Source organism: Trinickia sp. (assembly GCF_051953955.1).
In the GTDB taxonomy this organism is placed as follows: Bacteria; Pseudomonadota; Gammaproteobacteria; order Burkholderiales; family Burkholderiaceae; genus Trinickia.
Genome location: NZ_JBQCIF010000073.1, coordinates 1 through 21,483, shown reverse-complemented (window position 1 = coordinate 21,483; position 21,483 = coordinate 1). Strand labels below are relative to the sequence as shown.

Annotated in this window: 19 protein-coding genes; 6 read left to right on the top strand and 13 right to left on the bottom strand. The window is 65.2% G+C overall.

What is annotated here, in order from left to right:
• Window positions 1–41: 41 nt before the first annotated feature.
• Window positions 42–878 (top strand): class I SAM-dependent methyltransferase, encoded by an 837-nt coding sequence (locus ACTHNZ_RS13550; protein WP_440543014.1) that lies wholly within the window; start codon window positions 42–44, stop codon window positions 876–878.
• On the opposite strand, the gene ACTHNZ_RS13545 is transcribed toward ACTHNZ_RS13550, so the two are convergent.
• Window positions 875–1,552, bottom strand: coding sequence for a DUF1415 domain-containing protein (locus tag ACTHNZ_RS13545; RefSeq protein WP_440543013.1), 678 nt, complete (start codon window positions 1,550–1,552; stop codon window positions 875–877). The two genes, ACTHNZ_RS13550 and ACTHNZ_RS13545, sit on opposite strands and share 4 nt — an antisense overlap.
• A gap of 51 nt (window positions 1,553–1,603) precedes the next feature.
• Window positions 1,604–2,266 carry a TetR/AcrR family transcriptional regulator gene (locus ACTHNZ_RS13540; protein ID WP_440543012.1) on the bottom strand — a complete coding sequence of 221 codons (663 nt, stop codon included), beginning with the start codon at window positions 2,264–2,266 and terminating at the stop codon, window positions 1,604–1,606.
• A 254-nt stretch (window positions 2,267–2,520) separates the two neighbouring features.
• Between ACTHNZ_RS13540 and ACTHNZ_RS13535 the strand changes: the two genes are divergently transcribed.
• Window positions 2,521–3,810, top strand: a complete 1,290-nt coding sequence (locus ACTHNZ_RS13535) for an MFS transporter (protein ID WP_440543011.1) — start codon at window positions 2,521–2,523, stop codon at window positions 3,808–3,810.
• Window positions 3,811–3,850: 40 nt separating this feature from the next.
• On the opposite strand, the gene ACTHNZ_RS13530 is transcribed toward ACTHNZ_RS13535, so the two are convergent.
• Window positions 3,851–5,323, bottom strand: coding sequence for an MFS transporter (locus ACTHNZ_RS13530; protein WP_440543010.1), 1,473 nt, complete (start codon window positions 5,321–5,323; stop codon window positions 3,851–3,853).
• Window positions 5,324–5,515: 192 nt separating this feature from the next.
• Between ACTHNZ_RS13530 and ACTHNZ_RS13525 the strand changes: the two genes are divergently transcribed.
• The gene (locus ACTHNZ_RS13525; protein WP_440543030.1) at window positions 5,516–6,766 is read left to right on the top strand and encodes an Hsp70 family protein; all 1,251 of its coding nucleotides are present in this window, start codon (window positions 5,516–5,518) and stop codon (window positions 6,764–6,766) included.
• Window positions 6,767–6,924: 158 nt separating this feature from the next.
• Here the strand turns inward: ACTHNZ_RS13525 and ACTHNZ_RS13520 are convergent, their stop codons facing one another.
• Complete coding sequence (locus ACTHNZ_RS13520; RefSeq protein WP_102645243.1) at window positions 6,925–7,128, bottom strand: cold-shock protein; 204 nt, start codon at window positions 7,126–7,128, stop codon at window positions 6,925–6,927.
• Between the two features lie 443 nt (window positions 7,129–7,571).
• Between ACTHNZ_RS13520 and ACTHNZ_RS13515 the strand changes: the two genes are divergently transcribed.
• On the top strand, window positions 7,572–9,164 hold the full coding sequence (locus tag ACTHNZ_RS13515) for an APC family permease (RefSeq protein ID WP_440543009.1): 1,593 nt from the start codon (window positions 7,572–7,574) through the stop codon (window positions 9,162–9,164).
• A gap of 202 nt (window positions 9,165–9,366) precedes the next feature.
• Here ACTHNZ_RS13515 and ACTHNZ_RS13510 read toward each other — a convergent pair whose 3' ends face one another.
• From ACTHNZ_RS13510 to hemA, 7 genes are all read right to left on the bottom strand, one after another.
• On the bottom strand, window positions 9,367–10,149 hold the full coding sequence (locus tag ACTHNZ_RS13510; protein ID WP_440543008.1) for a DODA-type extradiol aromatic ring-opening family dioxygenase: 783 nt from the start codon (window positions 10,147–10,149) through the stop codon (window positions 9,367–9,369).
• Between the two features lie 188 nt (window positions 10,150–10,337).
• The gene (locus ACTHNZ_RS13505) at window positions 10,338–10,934 is read right to left on the bottom strand and encodes a UbiX family flavin prenyltransferase (RefSeq protein WP_440543007.1); all 597 of its coding nucleotides are present in this window, start codon (window positions 10,932–10,934) and stop codon (window positions 10,338–10,340) included.
• 71 nt (window positions 10,935–11,005) lie between these two features.
• Complete coding sequence (gene grxD, locus ACTHNZ_RS13500) at window positions 11,006–11,317, bottom strand: Grx4 family monothiol glutaredoxin (RefSeq protein WP_440543006.1); 312 nt, start codon at window positions 11,315–11,317, stop codon at window positions 11,006–11,008.
• A 93-nt stretch (window positions 11,318–11,410) separates the two neighbouring features.
• On the bottom strand, window positions 11,411–13,492 hold the full coding sequence (locus ACTHNZ_RS13495) for a PAS domain-containing protein (RefSeq protein ID WP_440543005.1): 2,082 nt from the start codon (window positions 13,490–13,492) through the stop codon (window positions 11,411–11,413).
• A gap of 170 nt (window positions 13,493–13,662) precedes the next feature.
• Window positions 13,663–14,535, bottom strand: a complete 873-nt coding sequence (gene prmC, locus ACTHNZ_RS13490; protein WP_440543004.1) for a peptide chain release factor N(5)-glutamine methyltransferase — start codon at window positions 14,533–14,535, stop codon at window positions 13,663–13,665.
• 19 nt (window positions 14,536–14,554) lie between these two features.
• A complete protein-coding gene (prfA, locus tag ACTHNZ_RS13485) occupies window positions 14,555–15,637 on the bottom strand; it encodes a peptide chain release factor 1 (RefSeq protein WP_440543003.1) in 1,083 nt (360 codons plus the stop codon).
• A gap of 89 nt (window positions 15,638–15,726) precedes the next feature.
• Window positions 15,727–17,022: a glutamyl-tRNA reductase gene (gene hemA / locus ACTHNZ_RS13480; protein ID WP_440543002.1), complete on the bottom strand. Its 1,296-nt coding sequence runs from the start codon at window positions 17,020–17,022 to the stop codon at window positions 15,727–15,729.
• Window positions 17,023–17,246: 224 nt separating this feature from the next.
• On the opposite strand from hemA, the gene ACTHNZ_RS13475 reads away from it, so the two are divergent.
• Both ACTHNZ_RS13475 and ACTHNZ_RS13470 read left to right on the top strand, forming a co-directional pair.
• The gene (locus ACTHNZ_RS13475; RefSeq protein WP_440543001.1) at window positions 17,247–17,501 is read left to right on the top strand and encodes a hypothetical protein; all 255 of its coding nucleotides are present in this window, start codon (window positions 17,247–17,249) and stop codon (window positions 17,499–17,501) included.
• Window positions 17,502–17,516: 15 nt separating this feature from the next.
• The gene (locus ACTHNZ_RS13470) at window positions 17,517–19,352 is read left to right on the top strand and encodes an aminopeptidase P family protein (protein WP_440543000.1); all 1,836 of its coding nucleotides are present in this window, start codon (window positions 17,517–17,519) and stop codon (window positions 19,350–19,352) included.
• Window positions 19,353–19,401: 49 nt separating this feature from the next.
• On the opposite strand, the gene ettA is transcribed toward ACTHNZ_RS13470, so the two are convergent.
• Both ettA and ACTHNZ_RS13460 read right to left on the bottom strand, forming a co-directional pair.
• Window positions 19,402–21,069: an energy-dependent translational throttle protein EttA gene (ettA, locus tag ACTHNZ_RS13465; protein WP_440542999.1), complete on the bottom strand. Its 1,668-nt coding sequence runs from the start codon at window positions 21,067–21,069 to the stop codon at window positions 19,402–19,404.
• A gap of 179 nt (window positions 21,070–21,248) precedes the next feature.
• The coding region (locus ACTHNZ_RS13460; protein WP_440542998.1) for a type II toxin-antitoxin system YhaV family toxin at window positions 21,249–21,483 on the bottom strand (235 nt) is incomplete at its 5' end.

The following is a 21,483-nucleotide window of genomic DNA, read 5'->3' as shown; positions in this document are numbered from 1 at the left end:
CTGTCGCACGCTCGCGGCGACTTGTCAGGGGCCGTCCCACCATGTCGAACAAGACTTACGAAATTCGCCCCGGCCAATCCGTCGAGTTGCTCAAGGAGCTTCATATCCTGACGCGCGACGGCAAGATGAACCAGGACTCGCGCCGCAAGCTCAAGCAGGTCTACCACCTGTTCCAATTCATCGAGCCGCTGCTTGACGAGGTCGTGCGCGATCGAGGAGCCGTCACGCTCGTCGATCACGGCGCGGGCAAGTCATACCTTGGTTTTATCCTCTACGATCTTTTTTTCAAGTCGCTACCGCCCGGCACCGGTTCACGGATCTACGGTATCGAGACGCGCGCCGAGCTCGTCGACAAATCGGCGGCATTGGCAGCGCGGCTCGGCTTCGAGGCCATGTCGTTCCTGAATGTCTCCGTGGCTGATTCAATCGAGTCCGCACGACTGCCCGAGACCGTCGACGTCGTCACGGCGCTGCACGCGTGCGATACGGCGACGGACGATGCCATTCGCTTCGCGCTCGAAAAGCACGCGCGCTCTATCGTGCTCGTGCCGTGCTGCCAGGCGGAGGTGGCGGGTGTGCTCAGGCGCAACAAGGGCAAATCCCTCGGCAACGCGCTCACCGAGATCTACCGTCATCCGCTGCATACGCGCGAGTTCGGCAGTCAAATCACGAACGTGCTGCGTTGCCTGCAGCTGGAAGCGCACGGCTATCAGGTGTCCGTGACGGAACTCGTGGGCTGGGAGCACTCGATGAAGAACGAACTGATCGTCGCCCAGTACAAGGATCTGCCCCGCAAGCGGCCCGCCGAGCGCTTGGCCGAGGTGCTCGATACGTTCGGCCTCGATTCGTTGCGCGAGCGGTTTCTTACGGCCGTTTAATCGGACTGGGACTGAGTCGGACCTGGCGCGGATCGGGACGGCGAGAGCGATGTCTCGGCCGTTGGTTCGCCCGAGGCCGCTTGCGATTGCATCCACGTGCGCCAGCCTTCGTGGCCGAGGCGGCGCATCGTTTCTTGGTTGCGCTCGTATATCTCGGCCGCATCGGGAAAAACGTGCGTTGCGCGTTCGACGCTCGATTCGCGCAGCAAATGCAGGATCGGATAGGGCGCGCGGTTCGTATAGTTCTCGATGTCCTCCGGCTCCGTACCCTCGAACTGATAATGCGGGTGAAAGCTCGCGATCTGCAGCTCCCCGTCGAGCCGCAACTGCCTCAGCAGGCGCTCGGCGAAGAACAGCGCATCGTTGAATTCGAGGAAATCGGGGAACGCGTGCGGAAAGATCACGAGCGTCGTATCGACGTGCTCGGGATCAGTGTCCACGAGCGCGTGCAGTTCGGCCTCCAGCACCGTCAACATCTCTTCCAGCGTTCTCGCCTCGCTGACGACATAGCGAATCTGCTGCTTCGCATGGACGGCCTTTGCGAACGGACAGAGGTTGAGCCCGATCACCGCACGGGTGAGCCAATGCCGCGTGGCAGCGACGACGTCGTCGCTGCTGGTGGGTGCGGCTTCGTGGCCGCCGGTTTCGCGAGGGGCAGCGATGGGTGCGGGCATCTCGGTTTCCCAGACGGACGCGGTTACGTGTGAGGCTCGAAGGCCCGCATTTTACGCGCCGGTTCGCGCAGCGCACGCCGCAGAGACTAGGAGGGCCACTACGCGCGGCGCCGCGAGAATCGGGCCGCATCCCGGCCCGAACGTCTGGCTGGCCGCATAGACCCCCTCGATCAGCAGTGCGAGCGCGTCGGCGAGCCCGCCCGGATCGTCGGCGCCGGCGGCCGACGTCAATTCGGTGAGCCGCTTCGTCAGCTCCGCTTTGTTGCGCGCGACGATCTCGCGCGCCGGGTGCGCCGGATCGGGAAACTCGGCCGCGACGTTGACGAACGGACAGCCGCGATAGCCCTCGCGCGACGCGCGCTGCGTCAGATCTTCGAAGTATTGCGCGATCTGCCGCACCGGCTGCCCAGGATGCATGCCGATGCTTTTCTCGAAGTTCGCAAAGAAGCGGTCATTCGTATGTTCGAGATAGGCCGTGATCAGCTCGTCTTTCGAGGCGAATTGCCGGTACAAGCTCATCTTGTTGACGCCCGCACGCTCGACGACCGCATCGACGCCGACCGCGCGCACCCCTTCCTGGTAGAAAAGCTCGCCTGCCGCGCGCAGCAGCAACTGCTGCGCGGTGGCCGCATCGGTGTGGGGGCGCGTGCGCCCCGCGGCCGGTTGGACCTTCGGAGCAGGCCTTCGCGAGGCCTCGGCGGATGTGTCTTTCATGGCGGAATCGTCCGTTCGACGGGGCGCGACGGGGGAGCCTGCCGCTTCGTCCAAACGCACTACGAATTTGACGTGCTTGACATGTTACCGAGCGGTAACTAGCATTGCAACTCACATTTGTGACAGGTCTGTCACAAGCCGTGCCGAACATCTGGCGGGATGGCTGAAGGACGCCGCGGGACGCAGTACGCCACACTAACTACGTGCACCGATACGCCGGCAGGGGCGGCGGGTGCAGTCGAACCGGAGTGCCAATGAACTGGATCGCAACAAGAATCAACGGGCGCGCGCATTACGGCTGGGTCGTCGCCGCCGTGGTGTTCCTGGTATTGCTCGCCGCCGCGGGGACGCGTGCGACGCCGAGCGTGATGATGGTGCCGCTCGAGCATCAGTTCGGCTGGAGCCGCGCGACGATTTCGCTCGCGATCTCGGTCAATATCGCCTTGTATGGGCTCACCGGCCCGTTCGCCGCGGCGTCGATGCAGCGCTTCGGCGTGCGGCCCACGCTCATGATCGCGCTCGTGGTGATGGCGGGCGGCGTCGCGCTGTCGTCGCTGATGACGGCGCCGTGGCACATGATTTTGATTTGGGGCGTGATGGTGGGCGGCGCAACGGGTGTCGCGGCGCTGACGCTTTCGGCGACGGTCGTCAATCGTTGGTTCGTCGAGCGGCGGGGGCTCGTCATGGGCGTGCTGACGGCCAGTTCGGCCACGGGCCAACTCGTATTTCTGCCGATGCTCGCGTCCGTGGCCGAGCATCACGGCTGGCGGCCCGTCGTGCTGATCGTGGCCATCGTCGCGGCGGTCGTGTTGCCGCTCGTCGCCTTTTTGCTGCCCGAACGCCCGGCGAGCGTCGGCCTGCGTCCCTATGGCGAGCCGCACGATGCGCCTCGCACCGACGCACACGCCGCGCAAAATCCGCTCGCGATCGCATTCGGCACGCTTGCATCGGCCAGCAAGTCACGCGATTTCTGGCTCCTCTTCTTCAGCTTCTTCATTTGCGGCGCCAGCACGAACGGCTACATTGGCACCCACTTGATCGCCATGTGCGGCGATTACGGGCTCAGCGAAGTGCAAGGCGCCTCGCTGCTCGCGGCGATGGGCATCTTCGACCTGTTCGGCACGACGCTCTCGGGGTGGCTCTCCGACCGCTTCAACAGTCGTGTGCTGCTGTTCTGGTATTACGGGCTGCGCGGGCTCTCGCTGATTTATCTGCCGCACGCATTCGGCATCGACTTCTTCGGCCTGCCGCTGTTTGCCGCGTTCTACGGCCTCGATTGGATTGCGACGGTGCCGCCGACGGTGCGCCTCACGACGGATGCGTTCGGCAAGGAGTCCGCGCCGGTCGTGTTCGGCTGGGTGGTCGCGGGACATCAACTGGGCGCGGCGTTCGCGGCTTACGGCGCGGGATTGCTGCGCTCGAGCCTCGGCACTTACACGGTCGCTTCGATGATCTCGGGCGGACTATGCTTGATTGCGTCGATGCTCGTGCTGCGTATCCATCGCCGAGGCGCCGTGCCGAGCGTGGCCGCGACGACGGCCTGACAGGCCGCGGCCCCTGCGGGAATCTCCCGAAAGGCGCGGTTCACGGCTCGTCGCTCAATGCCGATAGGGGCGTGGCGACTTGCTCGAGCGCTTTGCGCTCGGCGTCGACGCCCCACACGGCCGCGATCGCGGCCGCCGCCAACATCAGCGCCGAACCGACGAGATAGCCTTCGAAAACGGCGCTGCGCTGTTGCGTATCGATGAGCCGGCCGAAGAAGGCAGGACCCGCGATGCCGCCCAGCGCCGTGCCGAACGCATAGAACACGGCGATCGCGAGCGCACGAATTTCGAGCGGGAACGATTCGCTCACCGTCAAATACGCGGAACTCGCCGCAGCCGAGGCGAAAAAGAAAATCACCATCCATGCGGCCGTCTGCGCTTGCACGGTGAGCATGCCTTCAGCGAACAGATAGCCGCTGCCGATCAGCAATAAGCCGGAGAGGGCGTAAGTGAGCGCGATCATCGTTCGGCGCCCGACGACGTCGAACGCATGGCCCAATACGATCGGGCCGAGGAAATTGCCGAGTGCGAACGGGAGCAGGTACCAGCCTACTTCCGCGCCTGGAACGTGATAGAAGTCGGTCAGCACGAGGGCATAGGTGAAGAAGATGGCGTTGTAGAAGAACGCCTGTGCCGTCATCAGCGAGAGTCCCACGAGCGAGCGGCGCCGGTGCGTCACGAACAGCGATTGGAAGACCTCGCCGAGCGGTGTTTTCTCGCGCCGGGCGAATCGCAACGTCCGCAATTCATCGGACAGCGGCCGGCTGCCCGCGCGGCAAAACTGCGCTTCGATGTCCGCCACGACGCCGTGCGCGCGCTCCGGCTCGTTGTGGGTGAGCAGCCAGCGCGGGCTTTCGGGCACCCAGACGCGCATGAACACGATGACGAGCGCGAGCGCGGCGCCGATGAAGAAGCAGGCGCGCCAGCCCCAGTCCCCGGGCACGATGTGCGGATCGAGCAGGACGAGCGAGCCGCCTGCGCCGATCGCCGCGCCGACCCAGAACGTCCCGTTGATCCCAAGATCGGTCCAGCCGCGCACGCGCGCCGGCGTGAACTCCTGAATCGTCGAATTGATGGCCGCATATTCGCCGCCGATGCCGGCGCCCGTCAAGAAGCGCAACGTCGCGAAGCTGGCAAAGTTCCACGAGAGCGCCGTGGCGGCCGTGGCAACGAGATACAGCCCGAGCGTCGCGAAAAACAGCTTGCGCCGCCCGAGCCGATCGGTCAGCCAGCCGAAGAAGAGCGCGCCGAGCACGGCGCCGGCAATGTAGGTGCTCCCGGCAAGCCCGATGTCGGCATCGGTCAGATGCAATGCGGGGCTCGACTTCAGCGCCCCGGCTACGGCGCCGGCCAATGTCACTTCGAGCCCGTCGAGTAGCCAAGTGATGCCGAGCGCCACGACGATCAGCGTATGAAAGCGCCCCCAAGGCAGGCGATCGAGCCGCGAGGGCAAATCGGTTTCGATGACGTGCTCGGGCGAAGCGGAGCGGGGCGCCGCGGTCTTCAGGCTCATCTCGCTATTCTCCTGAGGGAGGCGGTGACGGTCGGGCGGTTGCCTGGCCTCGGGCCGTCCGCCTGCGGCGCAAGCTACGTGCCCGACGGCGCGGTTGCGCCGGGCTCGGCGCGCGCACGGATTGCTCGTCACGGTCAGTTGTGATAAAAAGCGCTCCCTTCTGTTCGCATAAAGCGAGTTGCGATGCAAGCGATGCCCTATTGTGCGATCGACTTCGGCACGTCCAACTCTGCCGTGGCATTGCCGCGCGGCGAGGCGATGATCCTGGCGCCTGTCGAGGGCGCGCACACGACGCTGCCGACAGCCGTCTTCTTCAACACCGACGAGCATACGCGCGCATACGGCCGCGCCGCGCTGGCCGAGTACATCGACGGCTTCGACGGCCGCCTCATGCGCTCGCTCAAGAGCATCCTCGGCTCCCCGCTGGCGGAGACGGCGACGGATCTCGGCGATGGCAGCGCGATCAAGTACACGGAAGTCATCGGGATTTTCGTGGCTTTCTTGAAGCGGCAAGCCGAGGCCTGCGCAGGCGCGTCGATCGAACGCGCGGTGCTGGGCCGCCCCGTGTTCTTCGTCGACGACGACCCGGTAGCCGACCGCCTCGCCCAGCGGCAGCTCGAGACGGCCGCACGGGCGGCGGGCTTGAACGAGATCCACTTCCAATACGAGCCGATCGCTGCCGCGTTCGACTACGAATCGCGCTTGCAGGGGGAAGCGCTCGTGCTCGTGGCCGACATCGGCGGCGGCACGTCGGACTTCTCGCTCGTGCGCGTCGGCCCGGACCGGATGCGGCGGCTCGAGCGCAAGGACGACGTGCTCGCGCATCATGGTGTGCACGTGGCCGGGACCGACTTCGATCGGCGCGTCGAGCTCGAGACGATCTTGCTCGAACTCGGCTATCGTTCGCTCGACCCCGAAGGCCGTGAGGTCCCGAACCGGATCTACTTCGACTTGGCCACGTGGCATCTGATCAACACCATCTACAGCGGCAAGCGTATGGGCGAGCTCGCGCTGATGCGGCACCTGTACCGCGACGCGCGGCATCACGAGCGGCTCATGCGCGCGGTCGAGCGCCGGCTCGGCCATGCCCTCGCGGCGCGGGCCGAAGAGGCGAAGATCGGCGTGGCGGCCGGTGGCCAGACCTCGATCGACCTCGACGACGTCGAAGCCGATTTACGCATCGCATTCGATGAAGCCGGGCTCGTCGCCGCTGGCGCCGAAGAGGCGCGACGCATCGCTCAGGCCGCGCGCGAAACGGCAAAGGCGGCCGGCGTGGCGCTCGGCGACGTCGACGCGCTCTATTTCACGGGCGGCACGACCGGGCTGCGCTTTCTCACGAACGCACTCAGTGCCGCATTCCCCGATGCCAAGCCCGTATTCGGGGATCGGCTGGCCAGCGTCGCGGCGGGGCTCGGGATCCACGCGCGACGTCTTTTCGCGTAGCGCCAACGCGGCCGCCCGCCTGCGGATCGACTGGCACCGGAAACGCAAAACCCCGCACGCGGCGGGGTTTTTGAGGTGCGAAGCGCCAGGCGCTTCGCGACGCATACATCATTGGACCGCTCGATGCCCGGCCGGAGCCGAGCGAGCAGCCAAGCGCCTTACAGCGGCTTGATGTTCGCGGCTTGCTTGCCCTTGGGGCCCGTCTTCACTTCGAAAGACACTTTTTGGTTTTCTTGCAGCGTCTTGAAGCCGTCGACGCGGATTTCCGAGAAGTGCGCGAAGAGGTCTTCGCCGCCGCCATCGGGGGTGATGAAGCCAAAGCCCTTAGCGTCGTTGAACCACTTGACGGTACCGGTTTCCATATTACAAATTCCTAAATTGGGTGAAAAAGGCCGAAGCCTGGGAGCGCACGAAAATCAAGGAAGGGTAAAAGGACAACCGGAGTACCTGATGGGGGCGACCTACGAAAGACCAATCAACACTCGCCACTTGAAATCCTGCACGCTCTTTATACGGCGAAATCAGGCGGCGGTCAACACAATTTCGCGGCGCAGCATCTCGTGTCGGCTGACCGGCCTGGCCCTTGCTCTTACAAATCTTTCATTTCATGAAGGATTTTTTTGTTGGTGCCGGATCATTCTGCACCATTTAAGTGATTGCAACCGGTAAACTACGCGCCGCGCGATGCGGTTGCGCTAAGTTGCGGTTTCCCCTCCCGCAGAGCTCGCATCGGTTGCACGTATCTTGCAGAAATAAGCGCGTGTCCCCCATCCCGCGCGCCATTCGTACATCCCAAGGAGAGGTTGTGAAAAGTTCTATTCAACGGAACATCGGGCCATTTGCGCTGATGCTCACCGGCCTGGGCTCGATCATCGGGTCCGGCTGGCTGTTCGGCGCGTGGAAGGCGGCCAAGATCGCGGGGCCTGCGGCCTTGTGTGCGTGGATCATCGGCGCCGTCGTGATTCTCGCCATCGCTCTCACCTATGCCGAACTGGGCGCCATGTTCCCCGAGTCGGGCGGCATGGTTCGCTACGCACGCTATTCGCACGGTGCGCTCGTCGGCTTCATCAGCGCCTGGGCGAACTGGATCGCCATCGTGTCGGTGATTCCGATCGAGGCCGAGGCCTCGATCCAGTACATGAGCACCTGGCCCTACGAGTGGGCACACAATCTGTTCATCAACGGATCGTTGACGCCACCGGGCTTGTTCTTGTCGGCCTTGCTCGTGATCGTCTACTTCATGCTCAACTACTGGGGCGTGAAGGTGTTCGCGCGCGCGAACACGACCATCACGGTGTTCAAGTTCATCATCCCGGGCCTCACGATCCTCGGCTTGCTCGTGTCGGGCTTCCATAGCGAGAACTTCGGCACCTCGTCTTCGTTCGCGCCGTACGGCTGGTCGGCCGTGTTCACGGCCGTCGCGACGAGCGGCATCGTGTTCAGCTTCAACGGCTTCCAAAGTCCCGTCAACCTCGCCGGCGAAGCGCGCAACCCGTCCAAGAGCGTGCCGTTCGCGGTCATCGGCTCGATTCTGCTCGCACTCGTGATCTACGTGCTGCTGCAAGTCGCCTACATCGGCTCGGTCAATCCGGCCGACGTCGCCAAGGGATGGAGCCACTTCAACTTCGCGTCGCCGTTCGCCGAGCTCGCGCTTGCGCTGAACCTGAACTGGCTTGCGATCCTGCTCTACGTCGACGCCTTCGTGAGCCCGAGCGGCACCGGCACGACCTACATGGCCACGACGACGCGCATGATCTACGCGATGGAGCGCAACAACACGCTGCCGAAGATGTTCGGCAACGTGCACCCGTTCTACGGCGTGCCGCGCAACGCGATGTGGTTCAATCTGCTCGTCTCGTTCGTCTTCATGTTCTTCTTCCGCGGCTGGAGCTCGCTGGCCGCCGTCATCTCGGTGGCGACCGTCATTTCGTACCTGACGGGCCCGATCAGCCTGATGGCGCTGCGCCGCACGGCGAAAGACGTCGAGCGTCCGCTGAAGCTGCCGCTGATGAACCTGATCGCGCCGTTCGCGTTCGTCTGCGCCTCGCTCGTGCTCTATTGGGCAAAGTGGCCGCTCACGGGCGAGATCATTCTTCTGATGGTCGTCGCGCTGCCGGTCTACTTCTATTACCAGGCCAAGGCCGGTTTCAGCGGCTGGGGTAGCGATTTGAAAGCGGCCTGGTGGCTCGTCGCCTATCTGCCGACGATGGCCGTGCTGTCGGTCATCGGCAGCAAGCAGTTCGGCGGCATCGGGATTTTGCCGTACGGCTGGGACATGCTCGTCGTGGCGGCGATCTCGCTCGTTTTCTACTTCTGGGGCGTGAGCACCGGCTACCGCACGCATTATCTCGATGAGCGTGAGTCGGAAGAAGACATTCTCGAAGGCGTGGGCGTCTAACGTCGCACGCCGCCCGCGGCCCATGCGCGGGTGAGAGGCAAAAGAAAGACGAAACGCAACACGCAGAAGGCCCGTCCCGAGGTTCTCCGGACGGGCCTTCGTTTTTTGCGATCGATGAAGAAACAACGGGGAGCCGCGGAGCGAGAAACAAGGGGGAGCCGCGCAGCGGCTCTGCGTACTGAATTCGGCCCGCTGCGCCGAGTCAGCCGCCGAAAACGTAGTTCGTCATGGCGAGCACCTTCTGGAACGTGCCGAGCGATTGAATCTCGAGCGTGTAGTCGTCGGTCGCCGCGCCGAGCGACGCGAACACCGGCAGCAAGTGCTCGTCGGTGGGGTGCATGTAGGCCGCATGCGGGGCCAGGTGCCGATAGTCGAGCAAAGCCTCGATATCGCGCGCCGCCAAGCGGCTTTCGAACCAATCGGTGAATTCGGCTACGCGCGGATCGGCGTCGCTCGGTTGCGCGCCGAAGTCGGCCGCGCGCAAATTATGCGTGATCTGCCCCGAGCCGACGATCAGCACGCCGTCGTCAGCCAACGGCCGCAGCGCACGGCCCACCGCGTAATGATGCGCCGGGTCGCGGTGCGGCTGAATCGACAACTGGGCCACAGGCACATCGGCTTGCGGGTACATCAGCAGCAACGGCACCCAGGCGCCGTGATCGAGCCCGTGCGGCTGCGCTTGCGTGGCAATGCCGGCGGCGCCGAGCAACGCGGCTGCCTCGCGCGCCACGTCGGGCGCGCCCGGCGCCCGATACTGCAACTCGTAGAGCGCACGCGGAAACCCATAGAAGTCATGGATGGTTTCGGGCGCATCGGCCGTGCTGGCGACGGGCATATCGGTGCCCCAGTGCGCCGAGAGCATCAAGATGGCGCGAGGTCGCGGCAAGCGCGTGGCCAGCGTCGCGAATTCGGCCGACGGCATCGCAGGATCGATCGGCAGCGTGGGCGCGCCGTGGGAGAGGTAAAGCGAAGGCAAGCGGGACATGGCATGGCGTCGCGGCGAGCGCGACCGAGAATAAGGGGAAGTGTCAGGGAGGACTATAAGCCGTTGCCCGGGACCGATAAACCCGCTTTCGGGAAACGGACCGTGTCACCGCAGTTGCGAATCGCCGACGCTCACGTCATTCGCACCGCGCCAGGGCAGGCGTTTACCGCCCGCGCCGCCCGTTACACTCAGTCTTGCTCGCGCAGGCCAGGCCAAGCAGCCGCCCGCGCCGGGCCAAGCGCGAACATATCGAGGACGCGCGCCACGGTATCGTCGACCATCTCGTCGATCGACGCCGGGCGGTTGTAGAAGGCGGGCAGGGGAGGAAAGACGACGCCGCCCATTTCCGTCACGGCCGTCATGTTGCGCAGATGCGCCAGATTGAGCGGCGTCTCGCGCGCCAGCAGCACGAGGCGGCGGCGCTCCTTCAGCGTGACGTCCGCCGCGCGTGCGATCAGATTGTCGGACAGCCCGTGCGCGATGCTCGCCAGCGTTTTCATCGAGCAGGGCGCGACGATCATCCCGTCCGTTGCAAACGAACCCGATGCAATCGTCGCACCGACGTCGCGCACGCTATGAACGACGTCGGCCAGCGGATGGACGTCGTCCTTCGTCAAGCCGAGTTCATGCTGAAGATTGAGCCAGCCGGCACCCGACACGACGAGATGTGCTTCGAGCCCTTCGATGCGCCGCATTCTTTCGAGCAGGCGCACGCCGTAGATCGCGCCCGTGGCGCCGGTGATCGCAACGATCAGCCGGCGCGGCGGCACACTGGCGGAAGACATGGCTTGACCTTGGAGGGCGGGTTGGCCGCCAATCGGCAATCGGCCGGCGAATACCGATGGCTTGACGCGGCTCAGGCCGCGGCGAACAGCTGCTGCAGTTCGCCCGACTGATACATCTCCATCATGATGTCCGAGCCGCCGACGAACTCGCCCTTGACGTACAGCTGGGGAATCGTCGGCCAGTTCGAGAATTCCTTGATGCCCTGACGGATTTCTTCGTCTTCGAGCACGTTGACCGTCTTGAACGCGTCGACGCCGCAGGCCTTCAGAATTTGGACGGCGCGGCCCGAAAAGCCACACATCGGAAACTGCGCGTTGCCCTTCATGAACAGGACGACGGCGTTTTCGTCGATGACTTGCTTGATGCGTTGTTGCGTATCCATGACTGACCCTGAGTTTCTGAGTTTGCGCGTCACGCGCTAAACGGAAAAGATAGAGCGAAATGATAGCGGATTTCGCCGGCCCCGGTCGCCTCACTAGCGCGACGCGCGGGGCGCCTCGGCGAGCATCCGGCTCAGCTTGTCGGCCAGTTCGGCATAGGTGAACGGCTTGGAGAGCAGATGAATGCCCGGGTCGAGCCTGCCGTGGTGAACGATCGCATTGCGCGCGTAGCCCGTCGTGAACAGCACAGGCAATTCGGGCCGCGTCGTGCGCACGGCATCGGCCAACTGCCGCCCGTTCATGCCACCGGGCAGCCCGACGTCCGTAAACAAGAGGCGGATTTCGGGCCGCTCGCCCACGAGACGCAGCGCGCTCGGCCCGTCCTCGGCCATCACCACGCGATAGCCGAGTTCGCGCAGCATGTCGCTCGTCGCCGTGCGGACGCTTTCATCGTCCTCGACGACGAGAATCGTCTCGCCGATCCGGCTGGCCGGCACGGGCCGCCGATCGGGGTGCTCGTCGCAGGCCCCCTCGCCCGCGAGGCGCGGCAGGTACAGCTTGACCGTCGTGCCTTCGCCGACTTCGCTGTAGATGCGCACGTGCCCGCCCGATTGCTTGACGAAGCCGTACACCTGGCTCAGCCCGAGCCCCGTGCCGTGGCCGACGTCCTTCGTCGTAAAAAACGGCTCCATGGCCCGCTCGAGCACATCTTTGGCCATGCCCACGCCCGTGTCGCTAACGGCGATCATGACGTACGGGCCGGCCTCGAGCCCCTCGAAACGGGAGACGTAGAGTGCGTCGAGCACGCAGTTGGCCGTCTCGATCGTGAGCTTGCCGCCGCCCGGCATCGCGTCGCGCGCGTTGACGGCCAGATTCAGCAGCGCGCTTTCGAGTTGGTTCGCATCGACCGAAATGCGCCACAGCTCGGCCGCATTGACGGTTTCGATCGAGATCGCTTCGCCGAGCGTGCGGCGCAGGAGGTCGGACATGCCCGCCACGAGCTTGCTCGCGTCGGTCGGCTTGGCGTCGAGTGCTTGGCGGCGCGAGAACGCGAGCAGGCGCCGCGTCAGATTGGCCGCGCGCTCGGCGCCACGCAGCGCGTTGTCGGCGAACCGCTTCATATCCGCGCCGAGCGGCAGTTGCTCGAAGCTGCCGACGCGGCGTTGCAGCCCTTCGAGGCTGCCGATCACGACTTGCAGCAAGTTGTTGAAATCATGCGCGATGCCGCCCGTCAGTTGGCCGATGGCTTCCATTTTCTGCGATTGCCGCAATTGCGCTTCGACGTTGCGCTTTTCGGTCAGATCGCGCGTGACCTTCGCAAAGCCGATCACTTCGCCGTCGGGGCCGACGATCGCATCGACGAGCACGTTCGCCCAAAAACGCGAGCCGTCCTTGCGCACGCGCCAGCCTTCGCCTTCGAACTTGCCTGTTTCCGCGGCGCGGGCAAGCACCGACTGCGGCACGCCGTTGCGCCGGTCCTCCTCCGTATAGAAACGCGAGAAGTGCTGGCCGATGATTTCGTCCGCGGCATAGCCTTTGATCCGTTGCGCGCCAGGGTTCCAGCTCGTGACGTAGCCGTCCCGGTCGAGCATGAAGATCGCATAATCGACGACGCTGTCGACCAGCAGGCGAAACCGCTGCTCGCTCTCCTGTAGCCGGGCCGAGGCTTCGTGCCCGCGATGCGCCTCCTCGCGGCTCGCGAGCAGGGCGGCTTCGTTGCTGCGCTGCTGGGTCGCCTCCCTTGCTTCGAGCAGCACGAATGCCACTTTCCTGGCATCGTCGCGTACCGCTCGCAACGTCGCGTCGAGCACGGTGTCGGGCTTGCCGGACTCGGCCGACGGCACCGCAAGGTCGAAGCGCACGGGCTCTCCCGCCGCGGCCCGCGTGACAGCGTCCCGCACTGCGTCGGGCGCACCGAGCTGCTCTGCGATGCTCGGGAAGGCATCGGCAAGCGGCTGGCCGATGATCCGGGCTTCGCGCCGCGACATCCGGCCGAGGCCGCTGCGATTGCATTCGAGCACGACTCCCGCCGGGCTCAGTAGCGCGACGAGCACCGACATTTCGTCCAGCGCGATCCGCGATAGTTTGCTTTGCGTGAGCTCGGACGGCTCGTCGGGGTGAAGCTCAGTACCGCGAACGATCATGTGTTCGCTAATGGGCGGCAAGGGACGCTTCACCGAGGGCTCCGCTCGAGGTTCGATTGACAAGTGCGTGCGCGAAGTCCGATGTCGCGCGCAGGTGAAGATAAATCATAACAGTGCCGACGATGCACCTAACCATGTTAGAGGCAGATCGGACGATTGGGAATGCGGGGGAGAACACCCGTGCGACCGATCAGTCCGGCCGATCAGGCGCGTGAGCCGCCCGTCGTGCGCTCGATGCCGGCCAGGTCGCGAAGCGATCCGACGTTTTCGAAGCCGCAAGCCATCAATAGGGCCCGGACTGCCTCAGCTTGATCGTAACCGTGCTCGAGCCATAAGTGCCCGCCATGGGCCAAAAACGAGCTTGCGTGGGCGATGATGGCGCGAAATGCCGATAATCCGTCCGATTCATCCGTGAGCGCGCCCCGCGGCTCGAAGCGCAAGTCTCCCTCATCGAGATGCGGATCGCGGGCGGCGATGTAGGGCGGATTGCTGACGATCGCGTCGAACCGAGCTTCGGGGCAAGACGCGAGGGCGCCGTACCAGTCGCCCTGGAGCCAGGTCACCGGCCCACCCGGGCGCGCCGGATCGAGCAGCTTGGCGGCATTGCGCGCGGCGACGGTCAGTGCCGCAGGCGAGCGATCGACGGCCGTGACGCTCGCATCGGGCCGAGCGACGGCAATGGCGATCGCGATTGCGCCGCTGCCGGTGCCGAGGTCGAGCACACGTGGCCGCGCGATCGTCGAGATCGCGTCCAGCGCGGTCTCGACGAGCAGCTCTGTCTCGGGGCGCGGGATGAGGACGTCGGGCGTGACGTCGAAGGCGAGGCCATAGAATTCGCGCATACCGACGATCTGCGCGATCGGGACGCCCGCTGCCCGCTTGCCCTCGAGCGCGCGGAAAGCGGCCTCGGCTTGCTCGCCCAGCGGCTCGTCGCCGCGCGTGATGAGTTCGGTGCGCCGCCAGCCCAATGCATGGCACAGCAGCACGCGCGCTTCGAGCGCGGGCAGCGGTGAGCCGCGCAGTAAGGCGCTGGCGGTCGTGGCGGGCGGGGCGGGCGCTGCGGGGCCGGACGTCATCGGATGGCCTTTCGATGTCTCAATCGGCCTCGCCGAGCGAGGCGAGCAGCTCGGCTTGATGCTCGCTGACGAGCGCTGCGATCAGTTCGTCGAGGTCGCCGTCCATGATCGCATCGAGCTTGTAGAGCGTCAGGTTGATCCGATGGTCGGTCAGCCGACCTTGCGGGAAGTTGTAGGTGCGGATGCGCTCCGAGCGGTCGCCCGAGCCGACGAGGCTCTTGCGCGTCGCAGCTTCCTTGGCATGCTGCTCCTGGTATTGCTTGTCCTTGATGCGCGCGGCGAGCACCTTCAGCGCCCGGTCTTTGTTCTTGTGCTGCGAGCGGTCGTCCTGGCATTCGACGACGATCCCCGTCGGCAAATGCGTCACGCGCACGGCCGAATCGGTCTTGTTGATATGCTGGCCGCCCGCGCCGGACGCGCGGAACGTGTCGATCCGCAAGTCGGCCGGATTGATCTCGACTTCGCCGATTTCATCGGCTTCCGGCATGACCGCGACCGTGCAGGCGGACGTGTGGATGCGGCCCTGCGTCTCCGTGGCCGGTACGCGCTGCACGCGGTGCCCGCCCGATTCGAACTTGAGCCGCGAGTAAGCGGCTTGGCCGGCAATCCGGACGATGACTTCCTTGTACCCGCCGAGGTCCGACATGCTCTCCGACATCATCTCCACTTGCCAGCGCTGCCGCTCGGCGAAGCGCAGATACATGCGCAGCAGGTCGCCCGCGAACAGCGCCGATTCGTCGCCGCCCGTGCCGGCGCGGATTTCGAGGAAGATGTTGCGCTCGTCGTTCGGGTCCTTCGGCAGCAGCATCTTGCGCAGATCGTCCTCGAGTTGCGCCATTTTGTCGCGGGCGGCGCGCACTTCCTCTTCGGCGAACTCGCGCATGGAGGCATCCGCCAGCAGTTCTTGAGCCGTCGCGGCGTCGAGCCGCGCCTGGCGCCAAAGCCCGTAGTGCTCGACGACGGGGCCGATTTCGGCGTGCTCGCGCGTGAGCTTGCGGTACTGATCGAGATTGGCCGTCACGTCCGCGCGGATCAGGAGGTCGTTCAGTTCGGCCAGCCGCGTCGTTAGCTGGTCGAGCTTGTGTTGCATGCTCGTTTTCATATGCGGAGCGAAGCTCCCCGAAAAGAATGAAGAATGTGGACGGATCAAGCAGGAGAGCGCGTTACGCGCGCTTCGAGCGGGCAGCGCCGCTAATGCTCGGACGAGCCGGGGCGCTTGGCGTGCCCGTAGAAGCCGCCGAGCAGCTCGACGAGCGTAGCCCGCTCGTCGCTGCTCGCGCGGTTGAGCGCGTGGGTCGGGCCGTGGATCAGCTTGTTCGTCAGCGATTGCGAGAGCGCCTCGAGGACGGCGGGGGGATCGTCGCCGCGCGACAGCATCTTCATCGCGCGCTCGAGTTCGGCGCGGCGCAGCGCGTCGGCTTGCGTGTGCATATGACGGATCACGGGCACCACACTGCGCGCGTCGAGCCACTGCATGAAGCTGTCCACGCGCGTTTCGATGATCGCTTCGGCCTCAGCGACGGCGGCCTGGCGCGACGCGTTGCCCTCGCGCACGATCGCGCCCAGATCGTCGACGGTGTAGAGAAAGACGTCTTGCAGTTCGGCGACTTCGGGCTCGATGTCGCGCGGCACGGCCAGATCGACCATGAAGATCGGGCGGCGGCGGCGCGCCTTGACCGCACGCTCGACGGCGCCCAGGCCGATGATCGGCAGCGTCGAGGCCGTGCACGAGACGATGATGTCGAACTCGTGCATGCGTGCGGGCAGCTCCGAGAGCGGGATCGCGTGGCCTTTGACGCGCTCGGCCAGCTTGGCGCCGCGCTCGATCGTACGATTGGCGACGACGAGCTCGCGCGGCTGCTGCGCCGCGAAGTGCGTGGCGCAAAGCTCGATCATTTCGCCCGCGCCGATGAATAGCACCCGCTGGCTGGAAATCTTGTCGAAAATGCGCTGGGCGAGCCGCACGGCCGCCGCGGCCATCGATACCGACTGCGCGCCGACGGCCGTATTGCCGCGCACCTCTTTCGCCACGGCGAACGTGCGCTGGAACAGCTGGTTCAGATAGGTGCCCAGCGCGCCGGCTTCGGAGGCCGAGCGCACCGCATCCTTCATTTGCCCGAGAATCTGCGTTTCACCGAGGACCATCGAGTCCAGGCCCGACGCGACCCGGAACGCGTGCCGCACCGCTTCCGATTGCGGCAGCGCATACACATGCGGCGCCAGTTCGTCCACGGACAGCCCGTGGTAGCTCGACAGCCATTGCAGCGCGGATTCGCGCGCGGTGCGGTCGTCCGTGGCGCAGTAGAGCTCGGTGCGATTGCAGGTGGATAGGATCGCGGCTTCGGGAGCCGCCAGCGAGGGGCGGCCCCGCCACAAGCCTTGGAAGGCGTCGAGCGCCGGCTTCAACTGTTCGAGCGGAAACGCCACGCGCTCGCGCAATGCGATGGGCGCCGTGTGGTGATTGATTCCGATCGTGAGCAGTTGCATACGTGGGTGTGCCGTGGCCGCCCGTGCCAGCGGACGGCGCTGATATTTCAGCCGGTTATTATAACGGTTCCGCCCCGAGGCTCGCTGAGCGGCGGTGCGCCATCCCGTTCCATCTCCTTGAATAGAGACGATAAGAGATTCACTATGCAATTGGGCCGATCCGGCGGTTTTCTTCGCGGCCTCGCGTTCGGCGGCGAAGCGATGCACGGCGCGGGCAGGCGCTGATGGGCTGGCCAGGCATCTTCGTGCTCGGGTTCGCCGTCGCCCTCGCGGGCTGGTGGCTTCATCCGTTGCGCCGCGCTCGCCGCTCGGGGCTGCTCATCGCCGTGATAGCCGGTATCGCCGCCGCCGCTTGCGCGAAAATGGCAGGCGACGTGTCGGGCTTCTTCCACGATGGCGAAACGCTCCAATGGCCCGTCTGCACGGGTCTCGCGCTCGTGGCCGTCGCCGTCTCGGTCGGTCTCGCGCCGCGCCGATGAACCAGGTGTTTTTCGATGAACGATCGTCCTACCTCTCATTCCCGGCCTGATGCGGCCGTCGCGTCCGTTGCTGGCCGGCTGGCCCGCTTGCGTGACGAGATGAAGCGCGCGGGGCTCGCCGCCTACGTCGTCCCGTCCTCCGATCCGCATTTGTCGGAGTATTTGCCGCAGCGCTGGCAAGCGCGCCAATGGTTGTCGGGTTTCACAGGGTCGGCCGGCACACTCGTCGTCACGGCCGATTTCGCCGGCGTCTGGGCCGACAGCCGTTATTGGGTCCAGGCCCAGGCGCAACTGGCGGGAACCGGCATCGAGCTCATGAAGATAGCGGGCGGTCCGCAGGCGCAGGCGCACGTCGATTGGCTCGCGAAGCGGCTCGCGGCCGGGGCGCGCGTCGGCGTGGACGGCACCGTGCTCGGCCTCGCGGCTGCACGGACCCTTGCGGACGCCCTCAGTACGCGCGGCATCGCGCTCGTCACCGGTCTCGATCTCGTCGAGGCGGTTTGGGCCGATCGTCCTGCGCTGCCGTCGAACCCGGTCTACGAACACGCGCTCGACGACGCTTGCATGACGCGGACGGAGAAACTCGCGCTCGTGCGTGCGGCGATGCATGAAGCGGGGGCGCAGTGGCATTTCGTCTCGACGCTCGACGATGTGGCATGGCTGACGAATCTGCGCGGTTCCGACGTCAACTTCAATCCCGTGTTCGTCGCGCATATGCTCGTCGGCTTGAACGAGGCGAGGCTCTTTGCCAGCGAGAACAAGGTATCGGCTGCGATCGGCGAGGCGCTCGCGCGTGACGGCATCGCCGTCGCGCCGTATGAGCAGGCCCGCGCGGCACTCGCGGCGCTGCCTGCGGGGTCGTCACTTCTGATCGATCCCCGCCGCGTGACGTTCGGATTGCGCGAGGCCGTGCCGGCGGGCGTGCGCATCGTCGAAGCGGTGAACCCGTCGACGTTCGCGAAATCGCGCAAGACGCCCGATCAGGCCGAGCGCGTGCGCGGGGCGATGGCGCAAGACGGGGCCGCGCTCGCCGAATTCTTTGCGTGGTTCGAAAGCGCGCTCGGACGCGAGACGATCACCGAGTTGACGATCGACGAACGGTTGACGGCCGCGCGTGCGCGCCGGCCCGGCTTCGTTTCGCCGAGCTTCGCGACGATCGCCGGCTTCAACGCGAACGGCGCGATGCCACACTATCGTGCGACGGCGGCCGCGCACGCGACGATCGAAGGCCAAGGCCTCCTGCTCATCGATTCGGGCGGCCAATACGTGACAGGGACGACCGACATCACGCGCGTCGTGCCCGTCGGCGAAGCGAGCGACGCGCAAAAGCGCGATTTCACGATCGTCCTCAAAGGCATGATCGCGTTGTCGCGCGCGCGCTTCCCGCGCGGCATCCTGAGCCCGATGCTCGATGCGATCGCACGCGCGCCGATTTGGGATGCGGGGATCGATTACGGGCATGGCACGGGGCACGGCGTCGGCTACTTCCTGAACGTTCACGAGGGCCCGCAGGTGATTTCGCACTATGCGCCGGCCGAGCCGCATACGGCGATGGAGGCGGGGATGATCACCTCGGTCGAGCCCGGCGTCTATCGGCCGGGCCGATGGGGTGTGCGGATCGAGAACCTCGTGCTGAGCCGTGACGACGGGGATACCGAGTTCGGCCCGTTCCTCGCGTTCGAGACGCTGACGCTATGCCCGATCGACACGCGTTGCGTGATGCCGTCGCTGCTGCGCGAGGACGAGCGTGCGTGGCTCAACGCCTATCACGAGCGGGTTCGCTCGCGTGTGTCGCCGCTGGTGGACGGCGCGGCGAGGGCGTGGCTCGAGGCGCGCACGCAGGCCATTTGAACGTCCGAATGCCTGCGTGCGCGCATGCTCGCACGTTGAATGAACCCGCTCAGCGCGTGATCGGCTTGTAGCGCAGGCGCTTGGGCTTCGCGCCTTCTTCGCCGAGCCGCTTGCGCTTGTCGGCTTCGTACTCCTGGTAGTTGCCGTCGAAGAACACGGCTTGCGAGTCGCCTTCGAATGCCAGGATGTGCGTGGCGATGCGATCGAGGAACCAGCGATCGTGCGAGATCACCATGACCGAGCCTGCGAACTCGAGCAGCGCATCTTCGAGCGCGCGCAGCGTTTCGACGTCGAGGTCGTTCGACGGTTCGTCGAGCAGCAGCACGTTGCCGCCCGCAATCAACGTCTTGGCCAAGTGCAGACGGCCACGCTCGCCGCCGGACAGATTGCCGACGTTTTTCTGCTGATCCGAGCCCTTGAAGTTGAAGCGGCCGATGTAGGCGCGCGACGGCGTTTCGTACTTGCCGACCGTCAACACGTCGGCGCCGCCGGAGATCTCCTCGAACACCGTCTTGCTGCCGTCGAGCGCGTCGCGGCTTTGGTCGACGTAGGCGAGCTTGACGGTCGGCCCCATCACGATTTCGCCCGAATCGGGCGTCTCGCGCCCGGTCAGCATGCGGAACAGCGTCGACTTGCCGGCACCGTTCGGGCCGATGATGCCGACGATCGCACCGGCGGGGATCTTGAAGCTGAGATCGTCGATGAGCAAGCGATCGCCATAGGCCTTGCTGACGTTCTTGAATTCGATGACTTCGTTGCCTAGGCGATCACCGACAGGGATGAAGATTTCCTGCGTCTCGTTACGCTTTTGGTAATCCTGGCTCGACAGCTCTTCGAAGCGGGCGATACGCGCTTTCGATTTCGCCTGGCGTCCCTTCGGGTTCTGGCGAACCCACTCCAGTTCTTTCTTGATCGCTTTCTGGCGGGCCGATTCGGACGCTTCTTCCTGCTTCAGGCGATCTTCCTTTTGGTCGAGCCAGCTGCTGTAGTTGCCCTTCCAGGGAATGCCGTGGCCGCGGTCGAGCTCGAGAATCCACTCGGCTGCGTTGTCGAGGAAGTAGCGATCGTGCGTGACGGCGACGACGGTGCCCGGAAAGCGCGTGAGGAACTGCTCGAGCCACTCGACCGATTCGGCGTCGAGGTGGTTGGTCGGCTCGTCGAGCAGCAGCATGTCGGGCTTTTCGAGCAAGAGCTTGCAGAGCGCGACGCGACGCTTCTCACCGCCGGAGAGGTGAGCGATCTTCGCGTCCCAAGCCGGCAGGCGCAGCGCATCGGCGGCGACTTCGAGCTGCTGCTCGGGGCTGCCGCCGTCGCTGGCTGCGAGGATCGCCTCGTATTTGGCCTGTTCGGCTGCGAGCGCATCGAAATCGGCATCGGGCTCGGCATAGGCCGCGTAGATCTCATCGAGCTTCTTGTGCGCTTGGAAGACATCGCCGAGACCTTCCTCGACGGCTTCGCGCACCGTTTTTTCGGGATCGAGCTGCGGCTCTTGCGGCAGATAGCCGATGTTCAGGTTGGGCATCGGCGTGGCTTCGCCTTCGATGTCGCGATCGACGCCGGCCATGATGCGAATGAGGGTGGACTTGCCCGAGCCGTTCAGGCCGAGCACGCCGATCTTCGCGCCGGGGAAGAAGGACAGCGAAATGTCCTTCAGGATCTGACGCTTGGGCGGCACGATTTTGCCGACCCGGTTCATGGTGAAGACGTATTGGGCCATGTGTATGTGAGAGCACGAAACGAGCCGCCGCCTTGTCGAGCAAGGCGGCATGCGGGTGAATGAGGGCGGAACGAGGAGGCTTGTTACCGCTGGCGACGCGGTATTTTAGCAATGAGCTTGGGGGATGGTGCGCGCGGCGCTGGGCGAGACGTCCGGCATGATCGAGCCGCCGTCTTGGCTTACTCGAGCGTGGCGGCAACGGCTCGACTGAGCCTTTCCGAGGCACCGGCAGCTTCAGCAAGCAGCATATCCCAGTCGTCCGGCGGTTGCTTTCTGTCGAGCATTTTGCTGAAAACCTTGTAAGCGTCGCTCGCTGAACCGTATGCGCGCTTCGTCTTGTCGTCGTTGACCCATCCCAAAATGATGATTTTGCTCTGCTTGTGATAGCGGAAAAACAGGCGATACTGCTGAAAG

Bases quoted from the DNA above. Each gene is read 5' to 3' on its own strand.
- ACTHNZ_RS13550 (WP_440543014.1), top strand. From the start codon at position 42: ATGTCGAACAAGACTTACGAAATTCGCCCCGGCCAATCCGTCGAGTTG.
- ACTHNZ_RS13545 (WP_440543013.1), bottom strand. From the start codon at position 1,552: ATGCCCGCACCCATCGCTGCCCCTCGCGAAACCGGCGGCCACGAAGCC.
- ACTHNZ_RS13540 (WP_440543012.1), bottom strand. From the start codon at position 2,266: ATGAAAGACACATCCGCCGAGGCCTCGCGAAGGCCTGCTCCGAAGGTC.
- ACTHNZ_RS13535 (WP_440543011.1), top strand. From the start codon at position 2,521: ATGAACTGGATCGCAACAAGAATCAACGGGCGCGCGCATTACGGCTGG.
- ACTHNZ_RS13530 (WP_440543010.1), bottom strand. From the start codon at position 5,323: ATGAGCCTGAAGACCGCGGCGCCCCGCTCCGCTTCGCCCGAGCACGTC.
- ACTHNZ_RS13525 (WP_440543030.1), top strand. From the start codon at position 5,516: ATGCCCTATTGTGCGATCGACTTCGGCACGTCCAACTCTGCCGTGGCA.
- ACTHNZ_RS13520 (WP_102645243.1), bottom strand. From the start codon at position 7,128: ATGGAAACCGGTACCGTCAAGTGGTTCAACGACGCTAAGGGCTTTGGC.
- ACTHNZ_RS13510 (WP_440543008.1), bottom strand. From the start codon at position 10,149: ATGTCCCGCTTGCCTTCGCTTTACCTCTCCCACGGCGCGCCCACGCTG.
- ACTHNZ_RS13505 (WP_440543007.1), bottom strand. From the start codon at position 10,934: ATGTCTTCCGCCAGTGTGCCGCCGCGCCGGCTGATCGTTGCGATCACC.
- grxD (WP_440543006.1), bottom strand. From the start codon at position 11,317: ATGGATACGCAACAACGCATCAAGCAAGTCATCGACGAAAACGCCGTC.
- prmC (WP_440543004.1), bottom strand. From the start codon at position 14,535: ATGACGTCCGGCCCCGCAGCGCCCGCCCCGCCCGCCACGACCGCCAGC.
- prfA (WP_440543003.1), bottom strand. From the start codon at position 15,637: ATGAAAACGAGCATGCAACACAAGCTCGACCAGCTAACGACGCGGCTG.
- hemA (WP_440543002.1), bottom strand. From the start codon at position 17,022: ATGCAACTGCTCACGATCGGAATCAATCACCACACGGCGCCCATCGCA.
- ACTHNZ_RS13475 (WP_440543001.1), top strand. From the start codon at position 17,247: ATGGGCTGGCCAGGCATCTTCGTGCTCGGGTTCGCCGTCGCCCTCGCG.
- ACTHNZ_RS13470 (WP_440543000.1), top strand. From the start codon at position 17,517: ATGAACGATCGTCCTACCTCTCATTCCCGGCCTGATGCGGCCGTCGCG.
- ettA (WP_440542999.1), bottom strand. From the start codon at position 21,069: ATGGCCCAATACGTCTTCACCATGAACCGGGTCGGCAAAATCGTGCCG.